We start from the raw sequence: 24,897 nt of genomic DNA on the forward strand, positions 1-24,897 counted from the left end.
CTGTGACGGGTGCCACACTCGCTGACGTCGGTCACCGTCAGCACTCCCACAGTCCAGGGATCTCGGCTCTGTTTGCAGTGGGCAATGGCGTCATGACGCGGTCTGTCGCATCGCGACGGAGGGCTGGTGGAACCGACAAGGTCATCCCCGCTCCGTCGAGCCCAACCAGATGAGGTCCCCCGTGTCTGAGACTCACTCACGCAATGCACGTGCAAGAATCCGCAAAGCAGGGCGCCGCGGCGCGATAGTGGCGCTGGTGGCCGCATGCATCGTCTCGCTCGCCGCGTGCGGTGATGATTCGGAAGGCTCGAGCAGCGCCGGGACGCCCAAGAGTCTGAACAAGGCGACGGGCACACCCATCAAGCTCGGCATCCTCAACCCAGTCAACGGCTCGGCCAAGTCACCTGGCGCGCCGCAGGGTCTGAACGCGGCGGTCAAGTACGTCAACGGGAACCTCGGAGGCATCGACAACCACCCGATCAAGGTGGTGAGCTGTGACGTCGACGTTGCCTCTCCGGAGACGAACATCGGTTGCGCGAACCAGCTGGCCAAGTCCGGTGTGGTCGCGGTGATCGATGCGTTCAATCCCACCTCCAGCGCAGCGCTACCCATTCTCCAATCGGCGAAGATCCCCATGATCGGTCCGGTTCCGTTCGACACGGTGACCGGTTCAAAGCCCGACGATCGGGTCTACTTCGGCCCTGCTCCCGCTGCGTTCCTGCTCGGCGCCATGCAGTCCATCAAGCAACAGGGTTACTCATCCGTGACGCTGGCCAACCTTGATCTCCCCTCAGGACATCAGACCAACGACCAGATTCTCACGCCATTGGGCAAGAGCATCGGTCTGGATGTCAAGGGCGTCTACTACTCGCCGAGCAACCCCAACTTCTCCGTCCTTGCGTCGACCATCAAGTCGACCAAGGCAGAGGTCGCCGGTCTCCTGCTAGCGCTCGACGAGCCGACGTGCAACAAGCTGGCCCAGTCCCTGCAAAACGTGGGGTTCAAGGGTGTCATCTTCCTCGCCACCTGCACGGAGTTCATCAACAAGCTGGGTCAGAAGGCAGTCGGTGCAGAGACGTACTCTTCCGTCTGGCTGCCCACAGCCAAGAGCTCGGCACCAGCTGAGGTCAAGAAGAACCTTGACGTCGCAGCCGACTACCTGACGGCCCAGGGCGGGCCCAGCGACTGGTACGCGTTCGCCACGTTCGCCACAGTCGTCGATTTCGCCAAGACGTTGGGCGCAGCGAAGCCCAGCGAGTACACCGGTCCCTCGGTGCTCAAGACACTCAAGGCCGTTGAGGGGTATCAATCGTTCCTGGGCCCGGTGCTGAGCTGCAACCGGCCGACGAGCCCGAACTGCACCACGGAGTTCTACAACTTCAAGGTTGTCGGCAACAAGAAGACCGAGCTCGTCGGCGGGAAGGCCATTCAGCCGGACCCGAAGGGACTCAAAGCCATCCCCGGGGCGAACTAGGGACTTCACAGAAGTCCAGTCATAACACGCCCAGACGACGTGTCCGGGTCACCGCTCCGACTCATGTCGGGCGGCGGCCCGGACCGTCCCGAACCAGTAGTGAGGTAGGCCCAGACCTATGAGTGAGTTCCTTCAGTTCGTGTTCCTCGGGCTGTCCGTCGGCGCCGTCTATTCGGTGTTCGCGACATCTTTGGTCGGTGTCTACGCGGCAACCGGCATCATCAACTTCGCGCAGGGTTCGATCGCGCTGTGGGCGGTGTACACCGTTGCAGCGCTGCGGACCGACGGCACGCTGGTGCTCCCGATCGGTGACGTCAGTCTTGGGAGCGTCGCCAGTCCGACGGCCATGCTGCCTGCCGTTCTGCTCGGTGTCGCCACCGCCGCAGCGTGGGCCTTGATCGCGCACCTGGTGGTGTTTCGTCCCCTACGTCGTGCCCCCGCTCTGGCGAACGTCGCCGCGTCAGTCGGATTGATGCTCTTCCTCCAGGCGCTGGTATCCCTGCGCTTCAACACGGAGTCGTTGGCGGCGCTTCCCATTCTTCCGGAGGGCACGATCACCGTGGCCGGGGCGGTCGTAAACGTCAGCGATCTCCTGATGGCCGGCACCGCGATCGCCGTGGGTGCACTGCTGTGGGCCTACTTCGGACTGACGACCCGTGGCGTTGCCACGCGGGCAGCCTCCGAGGACGAGCTTGCGGCCCGTTTGTCGGGATATGCGCCAGACCGGCTCGCCGCGACGGTGTGGACGATCAGTGGTGCCGCGTCCGGCTTGATCGTGGTCCTTGGTGCGTACACGATCGGACTGGATCCGGTGAGCTACGCGTACTACGTCGTGCCGGCGATGGCGGTCGCCCTGGTCGGGCGCCTGGCGTCCTTCGCTGTCGCTTCGGTCTCAGGTCTGGTCCTCGGTTCCTTCCAGGCTGTCCTGCTCTGGGCCAACACGCTCGACTGGTGGCCAGCCTGGGCGCAGGCCGGCTTGGGTGACGCGATGCCGTTCGTGGTGGTCGTCGTGGCGCTGTTCCTGCTCGGAGGGAAGATCCCGTCGCGCGGATCTCTCGGTGAGCTGAAGATGCCTGCGGTGACCGTGCCGCGCATTCGACCGATTCCGACGATCGCCGTGGTCGCCGCGGCAGCACTCGCGATCCTGCTGACAGCCGACAGTTGGCGATTCGGCATCGTCACGTCGATGATCTTGTCGCTCATCGCTCTTTCGCTGGTTCTGCTGACCGGGTATCTCGGGCAGATATCGCTGGCCAGCATCGCCTTTGCCGGAACCGCCGGCTTCGCACTGTCGAAACTGACCGTGAACTGGGGTGTGCCCTTCCCGTTCAGCATCGTGCTGTCGGCACTGGTGGCGACGGCACTCGGCGTCGTGGTCGGCGTCCCGGCTCTTCGGATCCGTGGCGCCCAGCTCGCTGTGGTGACGCTTGCGGCGGCATTCGCGATTCAGAACTTTGTGTTCAACAACCCCGCTCTGACGCCGTACGAGGGCCACCAGATATCTGAGCCGACACTTTTGGGCATGAACTTGTCAGTACGACGAGGCACTGAGCTCACGACAGTGGCCTTCTCGATGACGGTGTTGGTCGTCGTCACGGTCATGACACTTCTCGTGATGCGGCTCATGGCCGGCGCCACCGGTCGGGCATTCCTGGCCGTGCGGTCCAACGAGCGCGCGGCGGCCTCCGTGGGAATCAACGTGGCGGCGACCAAGTTGCTCGGCTTCGCGCTGTCTGCCTTTCTTGCCGGTGTCGGCGGCTGTCTCATCGGATACAGCCGCGGGCAGCTGTCTGCAGCATCGTTCACGGTGGTGGTCGGCCTCACGATGCTGGCGATCGCGTACTGCGGTGGGATCACGTCGGTCAGCGGCGCTCTGATCGCGGGCTTCATCGGCCCGCTCGGTGTCTTCTACGTCTTCTTGAACCAGACACTCGACCTGGGGCAGTACTACCAGGTGATTGCGGCTGGGGGTCTGTTGTTGATGGCGATCACCAACCCGATCGGCGCAGCCGGGGCGAACGCGGAACTCGCCAACAAGCTCAAGACCAGGGTTCGCACCGCTCGGCTCGCGCGCGTCGCCGAGAACGGCACGACCTCCTTGGAAATGTCCAGCGTGAAGGTGGGAACACATGTCGGTTGAATCGAGCTCTTCACTCCTCGAGACCCGGCGCCTCTCGGTTCGATACGGCGGTGTCGTCGCGAACGACGATGTCGCGCTGACAGTCGAGGCCGGCGAGATCGTTGGACTCATCGGGCCGAACGGCGCAGGCAAGACGACGTTCGTCGATGCGGTGACTGGATTCACCCGGTCGACGGGCGAAGTGCGGCTGGCCGGCCAACGGATCGACGGCTACAGCTCACACCGCCGTCGAAGTGGAGGCATGGCGAGGACATGGCAGGCAGGGGAGTTGTTCGGCGACCTCACAGTCGCGCAAAATCTCGCTGTCGCGCTGCAGCGTCCAGGCATCAGGGCTTTGCTCGCCGACATCATCACGGGCTCCGCGCCACCCGTCGAGGCAATCGATACCGCTCTCGAGATGGTGGGACTGGCCGACGTGGCCGACCGCCGCCCATCAGAGCTGGCGCTGGGGCAACAAAAGATGGTCGGGGTCGCGCGTGCCCTCGTGGGTGGCACGCGCGTGGTCCTGCTGGATGAGCCCGCCGCAGGTCTGGACACCCACGAGAGCCAGCACTTCGGAGAAGAGCTGCGAAGGATCGCAGCAGCCGGAATCGGGGTGCTCCTGATCGACCACGACATGTCACTGGTCCTGGACGTGTGCGACCGGTTGTACGTGCTCGACTTCGGCAAGGTCATCGCGACTGGCAAGCCTCAGCAGATCCGGGACGATCCGCGCGTCGTGGCCGCGTACCTCGGCAGCCCGGACGTGGAACCCTCCGACGTGCTCGACAGCCAGCTGACCTCGGGCACCACCTCGCCGCAGAAGGGACGATGAGATGACCTCGACTTTGGCCACTGAGCCGGTACTGACGTTGGCGGGTCTCACGGTTGGCTACGGCGGTGTGCCGGCCGTGCGGGACCTCGATCTGAGCGTCCGGCCGGGTGAGATCATGGCGCTGCTCGGCCCGAACGGGGCGGGGAAGACCACGACGTTGCTGGCTGCCGTTGGAGCTCTGCCCGCCATCGCTGGGACGGTCCAGGCTTTGGGCGCCCCGTTGGACAAGCGAGTCGAGCGCAACGCGCGTCGCGGCGTGACACTGGTCCCGGACAACCGCGGTGTCTTCCACAAGCTCACCGTCGCCGACAACCTCCGCATCGCCAGGCGGAAGGGTGGCACGGATCTTGCGGACGTGTTCGAGTACTTCCCCAAGCTCAAGGGAATGCAGGGCCAGCGGTGCGGCAACCTCTCCGGCGGTGAGCAGCAGATGCTGGCACTCGCCAAGGCGTTGCTTCCCAGCCCGAAGGTCCTGCTGATCGACGAGCTGAGCATGGGGTTGTCACCCATCGCGGTGAAGGACCTTCTTCCCCGCCTGCGGTTGATCGCCGACGAACAACGCATGGCAGTTGTGCTGGTTGAGCAGCACATCGATCTTGCCCTGGCGATCGCCGACTCGGCGATGGTCCTGCACCACGGGCGGGTGGCCCTGTCCGGGTCCGCGGAACTGCTCAGAAGCCAGCGGGCGAACGTCGAAGCGGCGTACTTCGGTCGCGTCGCAGACGTCTGATGGCTCACAACAACGACACCGATCCGAACAGGAGAACAATCATGGAAGCCACCGATCTGAACAGCATGAACGTCGTCGTGATGCGCAAAGGGCGCCTGGAAATGGTCCAGGCTCCGATTCCCACACCAGGTCCCGGAGAAGTCCTGGTCAAGGTTCTCGCAACGGGAATCTGTGGTAGCGACCTGCATTGCTTGTCGCACACCGCCGAGCTGCTGTCGAGCACGAAGGCCGCGACGGGAGTCGACTTGTTCGACATTGACGACGATGTCGTGATGGGCCATGAGCTGTGTGCCGAAGTGGTGGCGTACGGCCCGGACACACGAGGCGCCATCCCGGTGGGAACTCGAGTTGCATCGCCAGGCATCTTGATCCGCGACCGACTGATTCTGCTGGGCTACGCCGGGACGGACATGCCGGGTGGTTACGCGGAGTACATGCTTCTCAACGAGGCTCTGATGATCCCTGTCCCGGACAACGTGCCAGACGAGATCGCAGCGCTGACCGAACCGCTCGCAGTCGGGCTGCATGCGGTGAATCGCGGCAACCTGGGTCCCGACGACGTGCCCTTGGTGATCGGGTGCGGCCCGATCGGCCTCGCGATCATCGCGATCTTGAAGATGCGTGGTGTCGGACCGATTGTTGCGGCAGACTTCTCGCCCTCGCGGCGTGCCATGGCAACCGAGCTCGGTGCTGACCTCGTGGTCGACCCGCGTGTCACGTCACCCTATGAGGCTTGGCGTTCCGTCGCTGAGACCACGGATCCGGCCAAGGCGGCACGTCCCAACCTCCTGTTCCCGAGTGACGTCAGGCCCTCGGTGGTGTTCGAGTGTGTAGGGGTGCCAGGCATCATCCAACAGATCCTCGACGGAGCAGCTGCTTGCACCAAGATTGTCGTGGCTGGGGTGTGCATGCAGAAGGACGAGTTCTACCCCACGCACGCGATGCTCAAGGAGTACGACTTCGTGTTCAGTATTGCGTTCACCGGTGAGGAATACGCCGAAGTGCTCGGCCACCTGGCTTCGGGGGCGCTGCAGGTCGCGCCGCTCATCACCGATCGCATCGGGCTGGCGGGAATTCCCGAGGCGTTCGAGCGTCTTGCCGACCCAGAGAGGGATGCCAAGATCGTGGTCCTCCCCTCTGCCGTTTGAACCGACGTCAGCCCATGGACACGACGACCTTGCCCTTGACGCGTCCGGTGTCGACGTAGTCCAAGGCGTCAAGCGTCTCGTCGAAGGGGTAGACCCGGTCGACGACAGGTTGGATTGCCTTGGTGTCCACGAGTGCCGCGATCTCGCGAAGCTGGGCGCCGCTGGCCGTCATGAACAGGAAGGAGTATCGGACGCCGAGGCGTCGGGCGGTCTTGCGCACCTTGCGGCTGAGCAGGCGGGTCGCCACCTTGACCACAGCGTTGGCGCCGATCTCCCTCGCAAAGATCGGGTCTGGCGGCCCGCCGATGCCGATCGCGATCCCACCGGGCTTGAGGATGGTCAGTGACTTCACGATGCTGTCTGGGCCGAGAGAGTCGAGCACGAGGTCGTACCCACTCAGGACCTTCTCGAAGTCTTCGGACTTGTAGTCGATGACGACGTCGGCGCCGAGTGACTTGACCCATTCGACGTTGGCGGTGCTCGTCGTGGTGGCGACGAAGGCGCCGAGATGTTTGGCCAGCTGGATTGCGATGGTGCCGACACCGCCTGATCCGGCGTGAATGAAGACCTTCTGGCCGGGGGAGACCCGGCCCTTCTCGACCAGGGCCTGCCACGCCGTCAGGGCAACCAGAGGAAGCGAAGCCGCCTCCTCGTACGAGATGGTGCTCGGCTTGAGCGCCAGGTCCCGCTCCTTGACGGCGACGAGTTCGGCAAACGTGCCGACCCGGAAATCGCGGGGGCGTGCGTACACCGTGTCGCCCGGCGCGAAATGCGTGACGGCTGACCCGACGCGCGCGACGACGCCGGCCACGTCATGGCCGAGGACGAACGGTGGACGGTACGGGAGGATCAGCTTGAACTCGCCGACCGCGATCTTGGAATCCAGCGGGTTGACTCCCGCGGCCTCCACGTGCACCAGCACCTCGTCAGCCTCGACCTCGGGCTCGGGGCGTTCTGCTGCACGTACCGCTCCGGTCTTGGCGTAGCGCTCGACGATGAATGTCTTCATGGCTGGGTGACTCGCTTCCTGTGGCCCGAGTGGCCGTTGCGTGATGGTGGGTATTTGCCTGGTCAGAGGGAGCGCAAGGCGTTCATGGCGTTCTCGACCCCGCGATCGAGCACACGTGCCGCCAGTTCCGGATCGGTCAGTGCGCGTGACAGCTGCATCGTCCCGACGAGCACCGCGTAGATGCTCAACGCCTTGCTGCGCTCAACGGTCGCGCTGCCGGGGCTGAGGGCGATCGCCATTTCGTCGATGAATCCCATGAGGGCTTCGGAGTAGGTCTTTCGCGTGGACTCGTTGCACCGGCCGATCTCGTCCAGAAGGGCTGCGGATGGACATCCATCGCCACGATGATCCACGTGCCACTGGGTGAGGTACTCGCGGATGAAGAACTCGAGCGCTTCGGGAGTTGAACCGTGCGCACGGAACGCCTCAGCCTGGTCGTCGAGCTCTTGTGCGATGGCGGTCGCGACGAGGTCCTGCTTGGACGAGAAGTGCGAATAGAAGGCGCCGTTCGTGAGCCCCGCATCCGCCATCAGTGCGGAGATACCGGACCGATCGATCCCGTCCTCCTTCAGACGCCGACCGGCGCTGGCGAGGATGCGCTGGCGAGTGGCCGGCTTGTGGTCCGGGTCGTATCGCAAGAGAACTCCTTCGCTGATATTACGATCATAAGACTATCACGAGCGCCGTCCGGCATCGGATGTTGACAACGTCGAATCTATAGAATTACGATCATAATATCAACTTACTTACATACGCATCGGCGTCCGGCCGGGCAGACCAAAGGAAGCGACGATGACCACCACCACATACCGCACAGCACCTGGGCGGACCATCGACGTCGGGGGAGTGACCTACGCGTACCGCGAGCTCGGCCCGAAGGGTGGCGTGCCCGTCGTCTTCCTCAACCACCTGGCTGCCACGCTGGACAACTGGGATCCGCGCGTTGTGGATGGCTTCGCGGCCAAGCACCACGTGATTGCGATCAACTACCGCGGAGTCGGCTCGTCCGCAGGCAAGACGCGCACCACCGTCGAGGACATGGCACGAGACGCCATCGCGGTCATTCGGGCGCTGGGTCATGACAGGGTTGACTTGCAAGGGTTTTCGCTCGGCGGCATGGTGTCCCAGGCAGTCGTGCAGCTCGATCCGCAGCTCGTGCGCAAGCTGATCCTGACCGGCACTGGCCCTGCGGGTGGGGTCGGCATCGACAAGGTCACTCGGCTCTCGCTGCTCGACACGGCACGCGGACTGCTGACCTTCAAGGACCCCAAGACCTACCTGTTCTTCACGCGGACGCCGAACGGCAAGCGTGAGGCAGCGGCGTTCCTCAAGCGCCTCAAGGAGCGCAAGGACGACCGGGACAAGGCCATCGCCGTCCCTGCGTTCCGTGCCCAGCTCAAGGCGATCCACACCTGGGGGACCCAGAAGCCGGCTGACCTGTCGAGGGTCACGATCCCAGTGTTCATTGCCAACGGTGACGAAGACCGAATGGTTCCTACATCCAACTCGCATGACATGGCCAAGCGCTTCACGAACAGCGAGCTCGCGATCTATCCCGACGCCGGCCACGGTGGCGTCTTCCAGTACCACGACCGGTTCGTTGCCCAGGCGCTGGAGTTCCTGGCGAAGTGAGCTCGTCCCGCAGGCGGGACATGACATCTCAACCTCTTTACCAATGGAGCAAACGTATGCGCTACACAACTTTTGGCCGGAGCACAGGACTGCGCGTGTCGCAGTACGCACTGGGGACTGGCAACTTCGGAACCGGGTGGGGCGCCGGTGCGGAGCGAGACGAGGCGAAGCAGATCTTTGAGCGTTTCGTCGAGGCAGGCGGCAACTTCATCGACACCGCTGACGTCTACCAGTTCGGTCAGTCCGAGGAGCTTGTCGGCGAGTTCGTCCACGCCGATCGTGATGACTTCGTCTTGGCGACGAAGTTCACGATGGGTGCCGAGCCCGGCGGCGGACTCTCGCGCACCGGCAACGGCAGGAAGAACCTGCGGACATCGGTCGAGGCCAGCCTCAAGAGACTCGACTCCGATTACGTCGACGTGCTGTGGGTTCACTACCCCGATGCCCTCACGCCGATCGAGGAGCTCTTGCGTGGCGTGGACGATCTCGTCAGCCAAGGCAAGATCCTGCATGCCGCGTTCTCCAACTTCCCCGCCTGGCGCGTTTCCCGCGCCGTGGCGCTGGCGGACATCGCAGGATGGGAGCCAGTGGCCGGTATCCAGGTCGAGTACAGCCTCGTGGAACGGTCGGCCGATCGCGAGCTTCTGCCCATGGCCGAGGCGCTCGGACTGGGCGTGACGCTGTGGTCTCCGCTCGGCGGAGGGCTGCTCACCGGCAAATATCGCAGCAGCGAAGAAGGTCGCCTGTCGGACCTGAAGATGCTCGTCCACACGGAGTCGACCGACCAGAAGACGGCCGTCGTCGATGCGGTGATCTCGATCGCGGAGGGCGTGGGACGAACCCCTGCACAGGTCGCGACGGCGTGGGTCAACGAGCGCTCGCGTCGGCTCGCAACCTCGTCGGTACCCATCATCGGTCCGCGCAATGTCGCCCAGCTGGACGATTACCTCGGAGCGCTCGATCTCGAGCTCACTCAGGAGCAGTTCGACGACCTGACCAAGGTCAGCGCGATCTCTCTCGGCGTCCCCCACGAGGCCAACGCGGTCTCGCTGGACGGGGTGCAAGGGGGACTGGCAGCACAGATCGACGGTCCGATCGTTCCTGTGGCGTGAACCGCAAGGTGGAAATTTCGCGGGCGCGGGGCCTGGCAACAACATGTTGATCGATATTCAAAGGCGGAACACTCATGACAACAACTGAACAAACTGCTCGACACGGGTCCGCCGTGTGGGCCGTGATCATCACCAGCGTGGCGGGGTTCGTCACCGCGCTCGACAATCTGATCGTCACCACAGCCCTTCCCTCCATACGCGAGGACCTCGGAGGCGGTCTCGAGGACCTCGAGTGGACGGTGAGCGCATACACCCTGACGTTCGCGGTGCTGTTGATGTTCGGCGCCTCGCTGGGCGACCGCTTCGGTCGAAGGCGGATGTTCCTCATCGGCCTCGGGATCTTCACCACTGCTTCCGCTGCGGCGGCACTCGCGCCCGGGATGGGTGAGCTCATCGCGGCGCGGGCCGGACAGGGCCTTGGCGCCGCGATCGTGACGCCGCTGACGCTCACCCTGCTCTCCGCCGCCGTCCCGCCCGAGCGGCGCGGCGCGGCCTTCGGCATCTGGGGCGCGGCCAGCGGCGTCGCCGTCGCAACCGGCCCACTCATCGGCGGCACACTCACCGAGCACATCGCGTGGCAGGCCATCTTCTGGGTCAATGTCCCGATCGGTGTTGTGCTGATTCCGCTTTCCCGACTACTGCTGGATGAGAGCCATGGCCCGAACTCCCGCCTGGACCTGCCGGGCACGGTGCTGGCGAGTGGTGGTCTGTTCGGTGTCGTGTACGCGTTGGTGCGCGGCAATGCTGACGGATGGACCAGCCCCTCGATCCTTGCCGGCTTCGCCGCGGGTGCGGTCTTGCTGCCTGCCTTCGTCCTTTACGAGCTCCGTGCTGAGAACCCGATGCTACCCATGCGACTGTTCCGCAGCCGTGCCTTCAGCATCATCAATGCGGCAAGCCTGCTGATGTTCGTCGGCATGTTCGGGTCGATCTTCCTCCTCAGTCAGTATCTCCAGACCGTCGGCGGCTATTCGCCGATGGAGGCAGGCGTACGGATGCTGCCGTGGACGGCGATGCCTATGGTCGTCGGTCCCTTGGCCGGATTGCTGTCCGACCGGATCGGCGGAGCTCCTGTCGTCACCGTTGGAATGGCTTTCAATGCCGTGGGTCTCGCCCTGTGGGCGATCGCTGTTGAGCCGGACGTCTCGTACACGGCCTTGTTGCCGGCGCTCATCGTGTGTGGAATCGGCATGGGCATGTTCTTCGCCCCGAGTGCGAACCTGGTGATGAGCACTGTCAGGCCAGAGGAAGAGGGCATCGCATCGGGTGCCAACAACGCCATTCGTGAGGTCGGAGGAGCCATCGGCGTCGCCACCCTCGCCGCGGTGTTCTCGGCTCAGGGTGGCTACGAGTCCGCCACGCGGTTCGTCGACGGTCTGGTCCCTGCGCTCTGGCTCGGCTCGGGCGCGGTTGCCTTGGCTGCGGTCCTGGCGATCTTCATGCCGCACCGGCGAACGGCCGGCGCCTCAGGGTCCCCGGCTCTCTCGTCCAGCGGGAAAGCTGGCTAAGTCAGCGGAGAAAGGCCAGCACCGTTGGAACGAAGCGTTCGTGATGCTGGAACACTCCGCCATGGCCTGCGTCGGGGTAGATCGCGAGTGAGGCGTTCGGTAGCCGGTGCGCCAGGTCGAAGGATGCCCGCGTCGCGAGCATCCTGTCGTCCTCACCGTTGGCGACGAGCACAGGATGGCCGATGGCTCCCAGATCCATAGGTTCCTGCGCCCCCCACCGTCGAATGGCAAGGAGCTGCGTGGCGGCCCCGCGGAGCGAGGTGGGCCTCACCCGACCCACCTCCCGCTCCTGGAGCCGGCCCATGTACGCGCGGGCCGCGGCCTTTCCACTGCTGCTCCTCGTGAAGAAGAGGAAAGGCTTGGGGTCTGTACGGGTGAACAGCCCACGCAACGCGTCGCCGAACATGCGCCGATTGAGTTGGCCGACACCATCCTGGCCAGCGGCACCGGTGCCAGCTAGGACGACTCTGCGGACCAGTCCGGGCTCCTTGGTCAGGATGACCTGCGCGATGAATCCGCCCAAAGAGAAGCCGACGAGGTCCACCTGCTGATGTCCGAGGGCCCGGATGAATTCGATCGCGTCGTCGGCCATCGCCTCGACCGTCATCGGCACCCGCCCGTTCGTGCCGCCCACGCCGCGGTTGTCGAAGGTGATGACGCGTCGTTCGGACGCGAGCCCGTCGATCACGCGGGGGTCCCAGTCGTCCATGACGGCGGTGAAGTGATGCAGGAACACGACCGGGGTGCCGGTGCCCGCGCCGAATTCACGGTAGGCGAACCGGGTTCGACCGACCTCCACGCTCAACGTCGGGGCGGTGTTAGCGCTGGGCACGGTGAGCGCGCTCAATGTGTGACGACGATCTTGCCGCTGGCGAGGCCCTGCTCGACGTATGCCATCGCCTCGAGCGTCTGGTCGAACGGGAACGTGCGGTCGAGAACCGGCTGAAGCGTCCCGTTGTCATACAGTGCGGCCAACTCAGTGAGCTGCGCACCACTTGCCTTCATGAAGAAGAACGAGTAGTTCACTCCCAGCTTCTTTGCCCGGTTGCGGACCTTGCGACTGAGCAGCGCCATGACGGGTTTCAAGATCGGCTGCCCGAGCTGCGCGGCGAAGGACGGGTCGGGCGGGCCGACGACACTGATCGCGAGTCCACCTCGCCTGAGCACCGTCAGGGACTTCTCGAGGTTGGTTCCTCCGAGTGAGTCCAGCACGACGTGGTATCCAGCGAGCACCTCAGAGAAGTCGGTCTTGGTGAAATCGATGACCTCGTCCGCGCCGAGGGCGCGGGCTCGCTCGATGTCATCGGTGTGAGCCGTCGTGGCGACATAGGCCCCCAGATGCTTGGCGAGCTGGACGACGGTCGAACCGAGGCCACCTGCGCCGGCATGGATCAGGATCTTCTGGCCCGGTTTGACGTGGGCGAGATCGACGAGCGTCTGCCAGGCCGCCAAGGCGACGAGCGGTACGGCAGCAGCCTCGTCGAACGACGTGGACTGCGGTTTGAGAGCCACATCGTCCTCGTGGATCGCGACGAACTCGGCGAAGGTGCCGATCTGCAGGTCTCGGGGTCTGGCGTACACCTCATCGCCCGGGGCGAAGTTGCGCACGTCCGCCCCGACCTCGACCACGACACCAGCGACATCGTGCCCGAGCACGAACGGGCGCTTGTACTTCAACAACTGCTTGAACTCGCCGTTGCGAACCATCTTGTCCAGCGGGTTGATGCTGGCCGCGCGGGCTCGGACGAGTACGTCGAGCGGGCCCACCTTGGGTTTGGGCAGGTCCACAGCCCGCAGTCCGTCCTTGCCGTATGACTCGACGATGAATGCCCTCATGTCAGCTCACTTTCTCGTTCTCGTGGGATGCGCTGTGGTGGTCGCGGAGCGCGAGCTTGGCGATCTTGCCAACCGCATTGCGTGGAAGGGCATCCACCACGTGAATGGCGAGGGGGCGCTTGTAACCACTCAGACTTGTCGCGCAACGAGCATGAAGAGCATCGATGTCGACCACTTCACTGGGCTCAGGCTCGACGTACGCCACGACGATCTCGCCCCACATGTCGTCGGGGATGCCGATCACCGCTGCGTCCAGCACGGCTGGGTCACCGGTCAGGACGTCCTCTATCTCTTTGGGGTAGATGTTCTCGCCGCCCCGGATGATCATTTCCTTCGATCGGCCCACCAGCGTCAGGTAGCCGTCGTCGTCGAGGTGTCCCACATCGCCGGTTCGAAGCCAACCATCGACCAGCACCTTGTCTGTCTCCTCCGGGCGGCCGAGATACCCGCGCATGACATTGGGTCCCGCGACGACAACCTCGCCGTCGACGCCGACGGGCACTTCCGTCCCGTCATGCCCCAGGATCCGCAATTCCTGCCCGGGGAAGGGCAGGCCGACTGTCCCCGGCATGCGCGGACCATCGATCGGGTTGGTGGTAGATCCGCAGGTTGCCTCCGACAATCCGTATGCCTCGATGATCGGAACGGCGAATCTCGACTCGAATCGCTCCAAAAGCTCAGCGGGGGCCGGCGCCGCGCCGCAGATAGCGAAGCGGACCGACGATGTGTCCGGCCGAATGTGGGCAGGCATCGTCGCAAGCATGCTGAAGATCGTCGGCACGCCGCTGAAGAAGGTCGGTCGCTCGGCCTCGACCAGGTCGAAGAATGTGTCGGGATGGAAGCGGCTCGCCACGACGACGTTCGCGCCGGCAAGAAGTGGCATCAGCACACTGACCGCGATGCCGTTGACGTGGAAGAGAGGCAGGATGAGCAAGCACGTGTCCGTGGCGTCGAGACGAAATGCGTCCAGCCCCATCTGCGCCATCGCCTCGAGGTTGGCGTGATCGAGCATGACGCCCTTGGGCACCCCCGTGGTGCCGCTCGTATAGATGAGCAGTGCGAGAGCACTCGGGTCGACAAACGGCTCAGTCGACGATCCTGGCTCGACGACCTTTCGTAGCTCACCAACGTCCAACACCGGCACGCCGGCGGCGGTGTCGAGAGTCTCGGAGGCGGGCTCCACCACCATCAACTTGGTCCGAGAGTCATCGAGTTGACGAGCGACCTCGCCAGCCGTCAAGCTCGGATTGACCGGCGTGATGGTGGCACCGATGCGCCATGCGGCGAACAGCAGGACGATGAACTCGACCCGATTGGTCAGCTTGAGGGCTACCACGTCGCCCGGACCGATGCCAAGTTCTCTGAGGTGGAACGCAGCCGCATGCACTCGGTCGAGCAGTTCGGCATTGCTGAACGTGCGTGCGGAGTCGGAAACTGCCCGGCCCTGAGGATCCAGGGCTGCGCGGTGGTCGAGGAGGGAGGAGAACGGCACGGTCATCAAGCTTTCAGGTGACGGGTCAGGAACTCGATCTGATCGGCCACGACGGCCTCGAAGGGCGCGCCGAGATAGATGTCGAAATGGCCTGCGGCATACCTCTTGATCTCGCCCTTCGGTGCTGTTCGGGCGTACGCGAGGGTCTCTGCCGGTGGTGTCACCGAATCGGTGTCGCACACGCAGAATAGGATCGGCGAGGAGACCTTCTTGGCTGAGCGACCAGGACGGTATGCCGTGATGGTGGGTGCCACCCGTGCGGCAACCTCATTGACGAAGGTCTGCCCTTCGGGCATCAGCGCGAGGTATCCAGGCAGGGCGTCCGGAGCCGTCATGAGTGCCCGGGAACCGGGAGCCCCTGCGAGTGTGATGCGCACGGGTTCCTTGCCGCGAGCTTTCGCGATCAGGTCGCGACCGACGAGGGGCATCAGCCGCATCGATCCGATCGGACCAAGTGCCTTTGCAGACGCGAGGCCATCGGTGAACGGGCACTGGGACACTGCTGCCAGGAGCTCGGGGTGGCGGGATGCAACGGTGATGGCGTGACCACCGCCGAACGAGCTGCCCCACACCGCCAACCGGGTACCGTCCACGTCGTCGCGACTCTTGACGTGCTCGATGGCGGCATCCCAGTCGGCGAGCTGGCGCTTGATCGAAAGGAGCTGACGAGGCTGGCCGCCAGAGTCGCCGAAGTGTCGGTAGGTGAAGGCGACGGCAGCGATCCCTGCCGCAGCGAACCGCTCGGCGAACGCATCCAGGCGCATCTCGCGAGTCGCGCCCAGGCCGTGCCCAAGGATGACGACCGGCGGCGAGGCGATGCCGTCGGGAAGGTAGAGCCAGCCCGCGCATTCGTCCCCGTCCGACAAGAACGAGATGTCGTGACGGGTGAAGGTCTTTGCCTTGCTCATTGCTTCTTCTCCGATCCTGATGTGGTCGTGGTGCCGGCTCCGCGAGTCGTGCCCGTCTGCAGCACCTCGTCGTACACGCCGGGAATGTAGAGCGGCAGCTCTCCGGAAGCTTCGGAGTTGGCCATGTAGTCGAGCATCAGCTCTTGGCCAACCTTGGAGAGGGCTGTGGTGAGGAACTCGGCGCGCTCCACATGCAGGCCGTCAGACAAGGACATCGAGCCGCCGAAGTACACCGCACGTTTGATGGAGGCGATCGATCCCTTGGTCCGGCTGCCGAAGTGCTCAGCCAGTTCCATGGCCCTGGCAAGGACCTGATCCTGCGGCACGACATCGTCAACCGCCCCGATCGCCAGAGCCTCGGCCGGGCTGAACGGCTTGCCTTCGAGAATGGCAACGAGTGAGCGATGCGTCCCGATCAGCCGGGTCAGCCGCTGGGTGCCGCCGCCGCCCGGCATGATGCCAAGCAAGACCTCGGGCTGTCCGATGAAGAAGTCACCGTCGGCCATGACCCGTAGGTCGTTGGCCCAGCTGAACTCGGCGCCCAGCCCGAGGGCGGACCCGTTCAGGGCGGCCACGAAGATCACTCCGCTTTGGTTCATCTTCAGGAAGGTCTGATGGACCCGCTCGAGTTGGACCGCGGGCCACAGCGGTGTCTTGCCCAGGAGTGACTGCATTCCGCCAGTCCGGTTGACCCCTCTGGCGGTGCGTGCGAGTGCGGAAGCACCCTTCACGCCGACGGACGGCACTTTCGCGCCGCCTTCCTGCAGCCAGCGAACCTCGGCATGGCTGACGAATCGCTCTGGATGGGTTCCGGTGAAGACCACTGCATGAACATCCGGGTCGCGATCTGCGCGATCCACCAGGACGTCCAGTTGCTCAGCGATGTCGTTGCCGAACAGCCCGAGAGGGCCCCCATCAATGCGGGCAACCAGGACTGCACCACGGTTCTCGATCTCGAGGTTTCCTCTGACATCTTCTGCCATGGCGAACTCCTTGCGCGGATGAACAGCTTGCAGCAGACTATAACGAAGTTACGTCACCAGTACAAGACCGCTTTGCGTTGCTTCGCGGCATGCGCGGGTACCAATGGGAGTATGGGAGCCATGTCCGAGGAACTAGCGCTAAACGATCCACAAGGACGCCTGGTGCAGGCGACGGTCAGGCTGCTGGCGGAGCAGGGGCCCTCGGCCCTCAAGGCGCGGACGATCGCGTCGGAGGCCGGCGTCTCGACGATGGTTGTCTACCATCATTTCGGAGGTATCCCCGAGCTGTACGGCGCAGTGATCGACTTCGGCTTCGCTGAGATCGAGAATGCATTCGTACGGTTGCCGGTCACGGATGATCCGGTCGCTGACCTCTTCTCGATGGCGCTGACGGTCCGGGAGATCGCTCGGGCGAACCCGCACCTCTACGACATGATGTTCGGGCTCTCGACCCGCGCGAGCTATCGGCCGACCTCTGACAAGGGCGTTCGCCGGAGTGGTCATTCCGCAGCATTCCAAGCGGCGTACGCCCACATCACCGCTGCCTGCGCCAGGCTCGCTGGCTCGGAACAGGTTGGAATGCTTGATCCCGAGACCGTTGCTGCTGGGTTGTGGAGCACGATGCACGGCTTCATCAGCCTGGAGCTGGCCGACCACTTCGTCGAGTTCGAAGATCCTGTGCGAGCCATCATGGTCCCGATCGGCGTGGTGTTCACGGTTGGGCTCGGAGCGGATCTGCAGAGCGCTCAGGCTTCGCATGACGCGGCGTTGCGATGTCATGAGGCGTCCACTCTGCACTCGCTTTGACGTATTCGAGGCCTATGTCCGGATCTGATCCTGCCGTCCCAGTGCGTCGACCTCGCGTTCGATGTTGGGAACCGCCTTGCCGGCAAAGCGCCTGAACCATGGCCACATCACGGAGGAGTTGACCAGACCCTGCGCGACGTTGGCGCCCACCACCGCGCGCGGCACGTACACCCGTCGTTGGCGCCGCTCCAGGCCGCGGACGATCGCGTCCGCGGCTTGATTCACGGTCGTCGTCACGTTGCCGGGGTAGGGCAGGCCATCGCGGAGCTTTCGGAAGGAAGGCAGGTCGGCCTCGGCGCCCCGCACCAGGTCTGTGTCGATCCATGAGGGGTGAACCAGACTGACGGAGATTCCGAGATGGGCGACCTCTTGGCGATATGTCAGCCCCAATGCTTCGACGGCCGCCTTGCTCGCCCCGTATGACGACATCGAAGGGAGCGCCAGGAACGACAAAGCGGACGCGATCACGGCGACGTGACCTCGGCTGCGCTGCAGGTGCGGAGTCGCGTGTTTCAGTGTCCGAAAGACGCCGTTGACGTTGACATCGAGAACCCGCTCGAATGACGTGTCCTCGGTCTGACGGATGGTTCCGTACGCGACAACGCCGGCATTCGCCACAAGGAAGTCGATGCCACCCAGCGCTGCGGCGCAGTCGTCGATGGCGGACTTGAGATCATTCGAGTTGCGTACGTCGACCTCGCGCCACTCGGTCGAGGGTCCGAGCTCGAGGGCAAGGCTGCGGAGTCGGTCAGGTTCGAGTCCGATCAGTCCGACCCGAGCGCCACGCTCTGCAGCCAGACGCGCCACATGTTCACCGATGCCGCGTGCCGCGCCGGTCACGACAACGGTCTTTCCCTTCAATGATGTCTTCATGGAAGGGACTGTAACTTCGTTATAGTCCGTAGGCAATGGGCAACCGCCATCAACCGACGGGTGACGATCAGGTTCGTTGGTCTGCCGCAATCATGGCGAGCGCCGACTGGGCGCCGTTTTCAAGGACCGTCTTCGAGAGCCGGCGATCGGAGAGGGCCCGTGCGAGCTGCATCGTGCCGATCATCATCGTGAAGAGGTTGAGCGCCGTTCCCTGCGCCGCATCCGGGTCGTGGGGCGACAAGCGACTGGCAATCTCCTTGAGGATCGCCTTCGCGCCGACGGTGTAAGCCTGCTTCGCCGCCGCTGACGAACGCCCGATCTCGTCCAGAAGTGCTGCTGACGGGCATCCCACGTCCGGGTGGTCGCGGTGCTTGGTCGACAGATACTCGCGCACGAAGTCCTGGAGTCCGTCGCGTCCGAGCTTCAGGTCGCTGAAACTGGCTGCTTGGCGACTCAGCTCCTCGTGGACGACGGTCGCGACGAGGTCGTCCTTGGATTCGAAGTGGGCGTAGAACGCACCGTTTGTCAGGCCCGCGTCTGACATCAGCGTGGCAACACCCGACCCGTCGAAACCGTCCTGCTTGAACCGTTTGCTCGCGGCATCGATGATCCGCCGCCGGGTGATGTCCTTGTGTTCCTTGCCGTAGCGCGCCATGCGTTCTCCTGGTCGAATTGCGACTTGCCTGTGCCGGATTCAATTGTATGACGTTCATCATGAGATCATCTGAGCTCGGCGTCGACCAGTCGCGGCAGCGGTCTGACGCACGGGCTGAAAAGGCCGCCCTAGCGACAGCGCACGGAATCGTGGGAGGCCACGGCCCGCTCGAGGGTATCGCCGTGCCCGACGAAGACGCACACCGTCAAGGCCTGCAACCGCTCGTGGACGGGGTCGCTCACATGCGCGAAGTGACCCGCCAGCTCCAAGGTGACGAAGCCGTGGACACAGCTCCACAGCTGATCGGCAATGAGTTCGGGATCTTCATCGGCACGGACTCGCTCGCTGTCAATCAGGCGCGACGCAGCCTGCACCAGGTGCTCGTACGCGGCCTTGAAGGCGTCCGGTCGTTCATTGTCGGGTCGAGGCTGCGCGGGGCGATAGCTTCCCCGCGTGGAGAGCCCGAACCGCCGACTGTTCGCGCCTGTCATGGAACTTTGGTCGTGGTCGCTGCTGAGAACACTGCGTCATTGATCGCCGTCGGCGACATCGCCAGGAATCGCTTCTGCACGCGGCTTAGGTTGTCGGTCAAGTAGCGACGTCTCGGGTGCTTCGAAGTCAGGGCACGATCGACGGCCTTGACGACCTTCTGGGGGTCTCCTGCGAGCTTCTGGAAGCGAGGCACGAGCTTGCGCGTGCCGGCGAGATGTGAGGCGTACAGCTCCCGGTGGCTCTCGGACAGCTTCGCGGCCATGCGGTCGTGGTCGATGAGCGCGTCACCCCACATGTCAGTCCGGATAGGTCCGGGCTCGATGAGCGAGACCCGGATGTGCCAGGGTCGCAACTCGATGCGAAGTGCGTCGGCCAGCGACTCCAACGCGTACTTCGACGCGCTGTAGGCGCCGGTCCCCGGCACGGTGACCAAACCGCTGACCGACGATATGAAGACGATCCGTCCACCGGCTGCACGGATGCGCGGGAGCGCCGCCTGGGTCACGCCGATCTGAGATGTGACGTTGACGTCGAGCTGTCGCGACAGGTCGACGAGCGACAACCCCTCGACGGGGCCGTTCACGATGATGCCGGCGCTGTTCACGACGCCGTCCAGCTTGGCCGGGAGGCGTTCGGCGAGCCCTGCGAGCGCGGACCGATCGGTGATCTCGAGAGGGATCGCGTGCACCCGGTTCAGGCGATCGAGACGTTCGAGGTCGGCATCGGACCGCGCCGTCGCGTACACGTCCCAGCCTCGCTCGCTCATGTGCTGGGTGATGGCCAGCCCGATTCCTCGGCCAGCGCCGGTGACTAGTACGGAAGGCATGGCTTTCTCCTGACAGTGTGCGAACTGCCGAATGCAGTATACGAATCGTATAGTTACAGGTATCAAAATATGTGTCAACACGTATGATGTCGGGATGACGACGAAGACGTACGGTCAGATGTGCTCGATCGCTCGCTCGCTCGACGTCCTCGGCGAGCGATGGAGCCTGCTGGTTGTCCGCGAGTTGCTGCTGGGCCCGAAGCGCTTCAAGAGCCTTCTTGCAGCACTGCCCGGCGTCGGCAGCAACCGGCTTTCCGACCGATTGAAAGGTCTCGAGGAGGCAGGGGTCGTTCGCAAGACCACGCTGCCGGCGCCGGCCGCGGTTCCCGCCTACGAGCTAACGGTTCAGGGTGAGCGCCTGAGAGGGCCGCTGGTTTCCCTTGCTCTGTGGGGCCTCGACCTACCGGTTGACGAGCGCATCGACCCGCAGACCACGCGTGCTGACCTCATCGCGATGACCCTCGTGGGCACGCAGACGAAGCTGCTGGATCCCGCTCGCCGCGAGTCGTTCGAGTTCCACGTCGGGGACGAGGTGTTCCACCTGGAGCTGCGCGACGGACGACTTCTGGCGCGGTCAGGGCCGTCGCCGAGCGATCCGGTCGCGCGAGTTGCCTGCGACCTGCAGACGTTCACGGACCTCGCGCTGCGCCTGCTTACGCCATCTCAAGCGATCAAGGACGGACGCGTGACGGTCCTGGCTGGGTCGCGCAGCGCATTGACCGAGCTCTATCGCGTGTTGGTCTACGTCCCTGACGCCCCGCTGATGTCACCCGTCTAACGTCGAAGTCAGCGAGGCAGAATCGCGCTGACCTGAGTCCGGATGTCGTCCACGACCAAGTCGTTGCTCACGGCGGGGTCCGCGTTCGAGGCCATGCTGAAAAAGCTGATCGCAGTAACGATGTGTGCCACCGTTGCGGCTTCGTCGTCACCGATCGACTCGTCGCGGACGAGGACGGCCGCGACGGCTCCCTCGGTCTGCCCAGCGATCGCCAGCGCCTCGGCGTGATGAGGCTCCTCGGGATCGCCGAACGCGACTTCGCGCAGGTAGGTGCGACCGTTGGCGATCTGGGTGCGGTTGCACTCCACAATCGGCTCCATGATCGCCATCACGGCATCCAGTGCCGTGGGAACGTTCTCGGCCGCGGTCCGGCCCCGCTCGAGCGCTTCGGCGTAGTGGGTGTTCTGCACGAGCAGGAGCAGCTCGCCCTTGGTCTTGGCGTAGAGGAACAGCGTCCCGGTGCCGATGTCCGCCTTGTCGGCGATCTGCTGGGTCGTGACCTCTTCCACGCCGTGTTCAGCGAACAGCTCGCTGGCGGCGGCAATGATGCGTTCGAGCTTCTGCTGCTTGTTGCGTTCGCGGCGGCCGAGCGGCTGGGAGGCGAGACTCATGACGCAACCTCCGGGACTGGGCTCTGACGGTACCGAGGTTCATCCTTCCACGACCGGACCCGCGAATCCGGTCTAGTCCTCGTAGTGGGGGAGGACATGGCCGTCCTTGACGTAGGTGAGCGCGGCGGTGACGTCGTACGCGTGGATCGCAGAGGCCAGCGGCGTCAGCTGCTCGGACAGGTCCTTCACCGCGCGGCTGGAGAAGAACGCATCGCGCGCCGCATCGTCGGCGAATCCGAGGATGACCGAGGCGTGGAATCGCTGGTCCTTGGGGTTGTCGTGCGCAACGTCAGGGGTGTCCCACAGCTTCTTGTTCCACGGCATGAAGGTCTGTGTGCGCAGCTCCTTGAGTACCCCGGTTGCGGCCATGGATGACACCAGCTGCTTGTTGACGAACCTGCGGAACTCACCCGCGCTGGCTCCGTCGCGCCGGCGCAGGTAGATGACGGCGCGCGAGCCGACCACCTCGCCGGGCGCGGCAACGTCATACCAGCGGGAGGCATTCGGGAGACCGCCATAGAGGAGAGTGCGGCGGAACACGTTGATCTCGTCCTTGTACGCCAGCGCCGTCTGCTTGCGTCCCTTCAGCGGAGAGAGCGCGGACTGAAGGGTGACTTCCGCGATGCCGTCGATCTTCCGGTCGGCGGGGATGGTGGTCTCCACCCTTTCGGTTGAAGGCCAGCGTCCCGGGTTGTCCTCGGCCAGGTGGATCTGCCGGTATTCCTCCATGCCTGGGGTCGCGGAGATGATGCCGGAGTGCGGGCCCTTCCAGTAGTCCATGCCGGTTTGGCGGGGCTGGTCGGTGCGCACCCACAGCAGGATCGAGGAGGAGAAGTGCTTCCTCACGCCGAGTCGTGTGGTCGGTGATGTGCTCATGGTGATGTCTTTCAGTGAGGGTCAGCGGTTGAGGAAGTCGACGGCGACGGGAGCGAACTCCTCGTGGAACTGGAAGATGCCGCCGTGCCCGGAGTCGGGGTAGATGACCAGCTCGGACCCCGCGATGCGGCGGTGCAGGTCCTCGGACAGGACCGACGGCACCATGCGGTCGTTGTCGCCGTTCGCGATCAGCGTGGGCTGGGTCAGCGTCGACAGGTCCGACGGGGCGGACCGGCCGTACTTCTTGATGGCCTTCAGCTGCGTCTGGAACGCCTTCACCTTGATCGGAGCGTCGCGGTCCTCGGTGCGCTCCTCGAGGCGCTGAACGAACGCCTTGGCCGCTGGCTTTCCGGTCTCGTTGCGGTTGAAGAACAGGAACTCCTTGGGGTCCGACCGCGTAACGGCGGCCCGCAGCATGTCCCAGTAGGTGGTGCCGGCGACCTTGTCGATGTCCTTGCCGCCGCGCGGCCCGGTGCCGGTCAGCACGAGCTTGCGGACGAGGTCGGGGTGCTTGACGACCAGATCCTGCGCGACCATGCCGCCGAGCGAGAAGGAGAAGATGTCGATCTTGTCGAAGCCGAGAGCCTTGATGAAGGTGTAGGCGTCATCGGCCATCGCCTCGACGGTGTCCGGCACGCTGCCGGTGGAGGCTCCGACACCGCGGTTGTCGAACGTGATGACGTGACGGTTCCTGGCGATGGGGTCCACGATGCGCGGATCCCAGTTGTCCAGCGTCGCGGCGAGGTGCACGAAGAAGACGACGGGGATGCCGCCCTTCGGCCCCAGCTCTCGGTAGGCGTACGTGACGCCACCAGCGGTGACGGTGCGGGCGGGTGCCTTCGCGTACGAGGTGACGACGGGTTCGTCCTGGTAGTTGCTCATGAGAATTGTTCTCCTTCTGGTTGGTTGCTCAAAAGCGAGCATACTCAATTATGAGTTAACTCAGAAAGGTTTGTCAAGCGAGCTGCCTTGCCGTACCGACGATCCTGGTTCGAAGAAGCGTCGAGACCTAGGTAGCCATCGCAGTCCTCTTGCTGCCGGATCCTGCACAGACTCGGCGACCCGCGGCGAAGGTCGTCCACCACAGTCGCGGTCGTGATATCGCCGATAATCTATGCGTGGCGCCGGCTCGAGCCCGATCTCGACCCAGTCCGCTTCGCGACCGCCCTGCGCTTGGATGACGCCGCATACGGTGCCGGGCTGTTGACCGACGCGATTCGATCGCGGTCTCTACGAGCCTTGCTTCCGCACATGCGACGATCGCGCTGAGAAGCGGCCCCCGGCCTAACGATGGCAATCTCAGGTCACCGCCCCCGTCCAGCTCACCAACTGTGGTTGGACTCAGGGTCTCGATGATCCAGCGAAGCTTGCCACGAGGGCGGTCGCCTCGGGCGTTGTGATCGCCGCCGCAATCGTCCGCGACTCGTCGGCGCCAGTGGTGGCCCGATCTGCCGACCATGAGCCCCGTTGAAGACGCCGGGCCTGCCCGAGTGCGTGGCTGGGGCCGGTGGCGATCGATGCCGCGAGCTCGCGCGCTCGGCTGACGGCGTTTCCTGAGACGACCTCGGTGACGAGACCCCAGGAGAGGGCCTGGTCGCCGTCGATGACGGTAGGGGTCAGGAGGAGCTGAAGGGCGCGTTGCTGGCCCACGGCGCGTGGAAGGAGCCACGACACTCCGCAGTCAGGTGTGAGCCCGATGCCGGAGTATGCCGTCACGAACCGGGTCGCATGGTCGGCGACGATCAGATCGCCTGCAAGCATGACGCCGATGCCGGCGCCGGCCACAGATCCCTGTACCGCAACAACAACTGGTTTGGGCAGCGAGTCCAATTTCTGCAAGGCACCATCGAGAACGTCAGCGAGTTCGCGCAGGTAGGCGCTGCTGTCGTCGGCAGCGATCATGCTGTGGATGTCGCCACCGGCGCAGAATCGCTTGCCGGCTCCGGTCAGCAGCACTGCGCGCGCAGCGTCGTCACGTTCGATGATCTGCACGGCTTCTGCGAAGGCGCGGGCGGCGGTGAGGTCAAAGGCGTTTGATCGCTCTGGACGGGTCAGCTCCAGATGCGCCACCCCGTCGGCGATCGAGAGAGATAGCGGTTCGGACATGAAGCTCCTCGGGGGTCGTCGCTCTGATGGATGGGACGCCAGACAGTCGTGAGGCGGAACCCATATGATTTTGCATCAAGTTGCATA

General features: G+C 64.4%; 25 protein-coding genes. 10 read left to right on the top strand and 15 right to left on the bottom strand.

Annotation, left to right across the window (positions count from 1 at the left end):
• Positions 1-181 precede the first annotated feature (181 nt).
• The 5 genes from ESP70_RS10740 (at position 182) to ESP70_RS10760 (ending at position 6,306) form a co-directional block, all read left to right on the top strand.
• Entirely contained in the window at positions 182-1,474 is a 1,293-nt protein-coding gene (locus tag ESP70_RS10740) for an ABC transporter substrate-binding protein (protein WP_223148695.1), read from the top strand.
• A gap of 118 nt (positions 1,475-1,592) precedes the next feature.
• Positions 1,593-3,614 (top strand): ABC transporter permease, encoded by a 2,022-nt coding sequence (locus tag ESP70_RS10745; RefSeq protein WP_149689259.1) that lies wholly within the window; start codon positions 1,593-1,595, stop codon positions 3,612-3,614.
• The gene (locus ESP70_RS10750; RefSeq protein WP_149689260.1) at positions 3,604-4,428 is read left to right on the top strand and encodes an ABC transporter ATP-binding protein; all 825 of its coding nucleotides are present in this window, start codon (positions 3,604-3,606) and stop codon (positions 4,426-4,428) included. Before ESP70_RS10745 ends, ESP70_RS10750 begins: the two co-directional genes overlap by 11 nt.
• Position 4,429: 1 nt before the next feature.
• Positions 4,430-5,158 (top strand): ABC transporter ATP-binding protein, encoded by a 729-nt coding sequence (locus ESP70_RS10755; protein ID WP_149689261.1) that lies wholly within the window; start codon positions 4,430-4,432, stop codon positions 5,156-5,158.
• Positions 5,159-5,199: 41 nt separating this feature from the next.
• Positions 5,200-6,306, top strand: coding sequence for a zinc-binding dehydrogenase (locus ESP70_RS10760; protein ID WP_223148696.1), 1,107 nt, complete (start codon positions 5,200-5,202; stop codon positions 6,304-6,306).
• 7 nt (positions 6,307-6,313) lie between these two features.
• Here ESP70_RS10760 and ESP70_RS10765 read toward each other — a convergent pair whose 3' ends face one another.
• Complete coding sequence (locus ESP70_RS10765; protein ID WP_149689262.1) at positions 6,314-7,315, bottom strand: NADP-dependent oxidoreductase; 1,002 nt, start codon at positions 7,313-7,315, stop codon at positions 6,314-6,316.
• 62 nt (positions 7,316-7,377) lie between these two features.
• Positions 7,378-7,953: a TetR/AcrR family transcriptional regulator gene (locus ESP70_RS10770; RefSeq protein ID WP_223148697.1), complete on the bottom strand. Its 576-nt coding sequence runs from the start codon at positions 7,951-7,953 to the stop codon at positions 7,378-7,380.
• 154 nt (positions 7,954-8,107) lie between these two features.
• Between ESP70_RS10770 and ESP70_RS10775 the strand changes: the two genes are divergently transcribed.
• The 3 genes from ESP70_RS10775 (at position 8,108) to ESP70_RS10785 (ending at position 11,567) form a co-directional block, all read left to right on the top strand.
• The gene (locus tag ESP70_RS10775) at positions 8,108-8,947 is read left to right on the top strand and encodes an alpha/beta fold hydrolase (RefSeq protein WP_149689264.1); all 840 of its coding nucleotides are present in this window, start codon (positions 8,108-8,110) and stop codon (positions 8,945-8,947) included.
• Positions 8,944-10,059: an aldo/keto reductase gene (locus tag ESP70_RS10780; RefSeq protein ID WP_223148698.1), complete on the top strand. Its 1,116-nt coding sequence runs from the start codon at positions 8,944-8,946 to the stop codon at positions 10,057-10,059. The genes ESP70_RS10775 and ESP70_RS10780 overlap by 4 nt, the downstream gene beginning before the upstream one ends.
• A 122-nt stretch (positions 10,060-10,181) precedes the next feature.
• Positions 10,182-11,567, top strand: a complete 1,386-nt coding sequence (locus ESP70_RS10785; RefSeq protein WP_223148699.1) for a DHA2 family efflux MFS transporter permease subunit — start codon at positions 10,182-10,184, stop codon at positions 11,565-11,567.
• Between the two features lies 1 nt (position 11,568).
• Here the strand turns inward: ESP70_RS10785 and ESP70_RS10790 are convergent, their stop codons facing one another.
• The 5 genes from ESP70_RS10790 to ESP70_RS10810 are packed head-to-tail and all read right to left on the bottom strand — an operon-like array spanning position 11,569 to position 16,786.
• On the bottom strand, positions 11,569-12,414 hold the full coding sequence (locus ESP70_RS10790; RefSeq protein WP_149689266.1) for an alpha/beta fold hydrolase: 846 nt from the start codon (positions 12,412-12,414) through the stop codon (positions 11,569-11,571).
• Positions 12,411-13,403 carry an NADP-dependent oxidoreductase gene (locus ESP70_RS10795; RefSeq protein WP_149689267.1) on the bottom strand — a complete coding sequence of 331 codons (993 nt, stop codon included), beginning with the start codon at positions 13,401-13,403 and terminating at the stop codon, positions 12,411-12,413. Before ESP70_RS10795 ends, ESP70_RS10790 begins: the two co-directional genes overlap by 4 nt.
• A gap of 1 nt (position 13,404) precedes the next feature.
• Positions 13,405-14,901 carry a class I adenylate-forming enzyme family protein gene (locus ESP70_RS10800; RefSeq protein WP_223148700.1) on the bottom strand — a complete coding sequence of 499 codons (1,497 nt, stop codon included), beginning with the start codon at positions 14,899-14,901 and terminating at the stop codon, positions 13,405-13,407.
• Positions 14,901-15,803 carry an alpha/beta hydrolase gene (locus ESP70_RS10805; RefSeq protein ID WP_149689268.1) on the bottom strand — a complete coding sequence of 301 codons (903 nt, stop codon included), beginning with the start codon at positions 15,801-15,803 and terminating at the stop codon, positions 14,901-14,903. The genes ESP70_RS10800 and ESP70_RS10805 overlap by 1 nt, the downstream gene beginning before the upstream one ends.
• A complete protein-coding gene (locus ESP70_RS10810; RefSeq protein ID WP_149689269.1) occupies positions 15,800-16,786 on the bottom strand; it encodes an enoyl-CoA hydratase/isomerase family protein in 987 nt (328 codons plus the stop codon). Before ESP70_RS10810 ends, ESP70_RS10805 begins: the two co-directional genes overlap by 4 nt.
• A 120-nt stretch (positions 16,787-16,906) precedes the next feature.
• On the opposite strand from ESP70_RS10810, the gene ESP70_RS10815 reads away from it, so the two are divergent.
• Positions 16,907-17,593 (top strand): TetR/AcrR family transcriptional regulator, encoded by a 687-nt coding sequence (locus tag ESP70_RS10815; protein ID WP_149689270.1) that lies wholly within the window; start codon positions 16,907-16,909, stop codon positions 17,591-17,593.
• A 12-nt stretch (positions 17,594-17,605) separates the two neighbouring features.
• Here ESP70_RS10815 and ESP70_RS10820 read toward each other — a convergent pair whose 3' ends face one another.
• The 4 genes from ESP70_RS10820 to ESP70_RS10835 all read right to left on the bottom strand — a co-directional run bounded on the left by ESP70_RS10820 (position 17,606) and on the right by ESP70_RS10835 (position 20,439).
• On the bottom strand, positions 17,606-18,466 hold the full coding sequence (locus ESP70_RS10820) for an SDR family oxidoreductase (protein ID WP_149689271.1): 861 nt from the start codon (positions 18,464-18,466) through the stop codon (positions 17,606-17,608).
• 67 nt (positions 18,467-18,533) lie between these two features.
• Positions 18,534-19,121, bottom strand: coding sequence for a TetR/AcrR family transcriptional regulator (locus ESP70_RS10825; protein ID WP_149689272.1), 588 nt, complete (start codon positions 19,119-19,121; stop codon positions 18,534-18,536).
• A 128-nt stretch (positions 19,122-19,249) separates the two neighbouring features.
• On the bottom strand, positions 19,250-19,612 hold the full coding sequence (locus ESP70_RS10830; RefSeq protein WP_149689273.1) for a TetR-like C-terminal domain-containing protein: 363 nt from the start codon (positions 19,610-19,612) through the stop codon (positions 19,250-19,252).
• Positions 19,609-20,439 carry an SDR family oxidoreductase gene (locus ESP70_RS10835; RefSeq protein ID WP_149689274.1) on the bottom strand — a complete coding sequence of 277 codons (831 nt, stop codon included), beginning with the start codon at positions 20,437-20,439 and terminating at the stop codon, positions 19,609-19,611. Before ESP70_RS10835 ends, ESP70_RS10830 begins: the two co-directional genes overlap by 4 nt.
• Before the next feature lie 94 nt (positions 20,440-20,533).
• On the opposite strand from ESP70_RS10835, the gene ESP70_RS10840 reads away from it, so the two are divergent.
• Entirely contained in the window at positions 20,534-21,217 is a 684-nt protein-coding gene (locus tag ESP70_RS10840; protein WP_149689275.1) for a winged helix-turn-helix transcriptional regulator, read from the top strand.
• An 8-nt stretch (positions 21,218-21,225) separates the two neighbouring features.
• On the opposite strand, the gene ESP70_RS10845 is transcribed toward ESP70_RS10840, so the two are convergent.
• The 4 genes from ESP70_RS10845 to ESP70_RS10860 all read right to left on the bottom strand — a co-directional run bounded on the left by ESP70_RS10845 (position 21,226) and on the right by ESP70_RS10860 (position 24,774).
• The gene (locus ESP70_RS10845) at positions 21,226-21,828 is read right to left on the bottom strand and encodes a TetR/AcrR family transcriptional regulator (RefSeq protein ID WP_149689276.1); all 603 of its coding nucleotides are present in this window, start codon (positions 21,826-21,828) and stop codon (positions 21,226-21,228) included.
• Positions 21,829-21,900: 72 nt separating this feature from the next.
• Positions 21,901-22,638: a hypothetical protein gene (locus ESP70_RS10850; protein WP_223148701.1), complete on the bottom strand. Its 738-nt coding sequence runs from the start codon at positions 22,636-22,638 to the stop codon at positions 21,901-21,903.
• A gap of 87 nt (positions 22,639-22,725) precedes the next feature.
• Positions 22,726-23,586: an alpha/beta fold hydrolase gene (locus ESP70_RS10855; protein ID WP_149689278.1), complete on the bottom strand. Its 861-nt coding sequence runs from the start codon at positions 23,584-23,586 to the stop codon at positions 22,726-22,728.
• A 459-nt stretch (positions 23,587-24,045) separates the two neighbouring features.
• Positions 24,046-24,774, bottom strand: a complete 729-nt coding sequence (locus tag ESP70_RS10860; protein WP_246161998.1) for an enoyl-CoA hydratase/isomerase family protein — start codon at positions 24,772-24,774, stop codon at positions 24,046-24,048.
• Positions 24,775-24,897 lie beyond the last annotated feature (123 nt).

This window comes from Aeromicrobium ginsengisoli (assembly GCF_004134905.2).
Taxonomy (GTDB): domain Bacteria; phylum Actinomycetota; class Actinomycetes; order Propionibacteriales; family Nocardioidaceae; genus Aeromicrobium; species Aeromicrobium ginsengisoli.

Coding starts and splice junctions, on each gene's coding strand:
- ESP70_RS10855 (WP_149689278.1), bottom strand. CDS start 23,586: ATGAGCAACTACCAGGACGAACCCGTCGTCACCTCGTACGCGAAGGCA.
- ESP70_RS10835 (WP_149689274.1), bottom strand. CDS start 20,439: ATGCCTTCCGTACTAGTCACCGGCGCTGGCCGAGGAATCGGGCTGGCC.
- ESP70_RS10840 (WP_149689275.1), top strand. CDS start 20,534: ATGACGACGAAGACGTACGGTCAGATGTGCTCGATCGCTCGCTCGCTC.
- ESP70_RS10805 (WP_149689268.1), bottom strand. CDS start 15,803: ATGAGCAAGGCAAAGACCTTCACCCGTCACGACATCTCGTTCTTGTCG.
- ESP70_RS10845 (WP_149689276.1), bottom strand. CDS start 21,828: ATGAGTCTCGCCTCCCAGCCGCTCGGCCGCCGCGAACGCAACAAGCAG.
- ESP70_RS10765 (WP_149689262.1), bottom strand. CDS start 7,315: ATGAAGACATTCATCGTCGAGCGCTACGCCAAGACCGGAGCGGTACGT.
- ESP70_RS10745 (WP_149689259.1), top strand. CDS start 1,593: ATGAGTGAGTTCCTTCAGTTCGTGTTCCTCGGGCTGTCCGTCGGCGCC.
- ESP70_RS10810 (WP_149689269.1), bottom strand. CDS start 16,786: ATGGCAGAAGATGTCAGAGGAAACCTCGAGATCGAGAACCGTGGTGCA.
- ESP70_RS10815 (WP_149689270.1), top strand. CDS start 16,907: ATGTCCGAGGAACTAGCGCTAAACGATCCACAAGGACGCCTGGTGCAG.
- ESP70_RS10775 (WP_149689264.1), top strand. CDS start 8,108: ATGACCACCACCACATACCGCACAGCACCTGGGCGGACCATCGACGTC.
- ESP70_RS10760 (WP_223148696.1), top strand. CDS start 5,200: ATGGAAGCCACCGATCTGAACAGCATGAACGTCGTCGTGATGCGCAAA.
- ESP70_RS10800 (WP_223148700.1), bottom strand. CDS start 14,901: ATGACCGTGCCGTTCTCCTCCCTCCTCGACCACCGCGCAGCCCTGGAT.
- ESP70_RS10755 (WP_149689261.1), top strand. CDS start 4,430: ATGACCTCGACTTTGGCCACTGAGCCGGTACTGACGTTGGCGGGTCTC.
- ESP70_RS10750 (WP_149689260.1), top strand. CDS start 3,604: ATGTCGGTTGAATCGAGCTCTTCACTCCTCGAGACCCGGCGCCTCTCG.
- ESP70_RS10795 (WP_149689267.1), bottom strand. CDS start 13,403: ATGAGGGCATTCATCGTCGAGTCATACGGCAAGGACGGACTGCGGGCT.
- ESP70_RS10825 (WP_149689272.1), bottom strand. CDS start 19,121: ATGGCGCGCTACGGCAAGGAACACAAGGACATCACCCGGCGGCGGATC.
- ESP70_RS10820 (WP_149689271.1), bottom strand. CDS start 18,466: ATGAAGACATCATTGAAGGGAAAGACCGTTGTCGTGACCGGCGCGGCA.
- ESP70_RS10830 (WP_149689273.1), bottom strand. CDS start 19,612: ATGACAGGCGCGAACAGTCGGCGGTTCGGGCTCTCCACGCGGGGAAGC.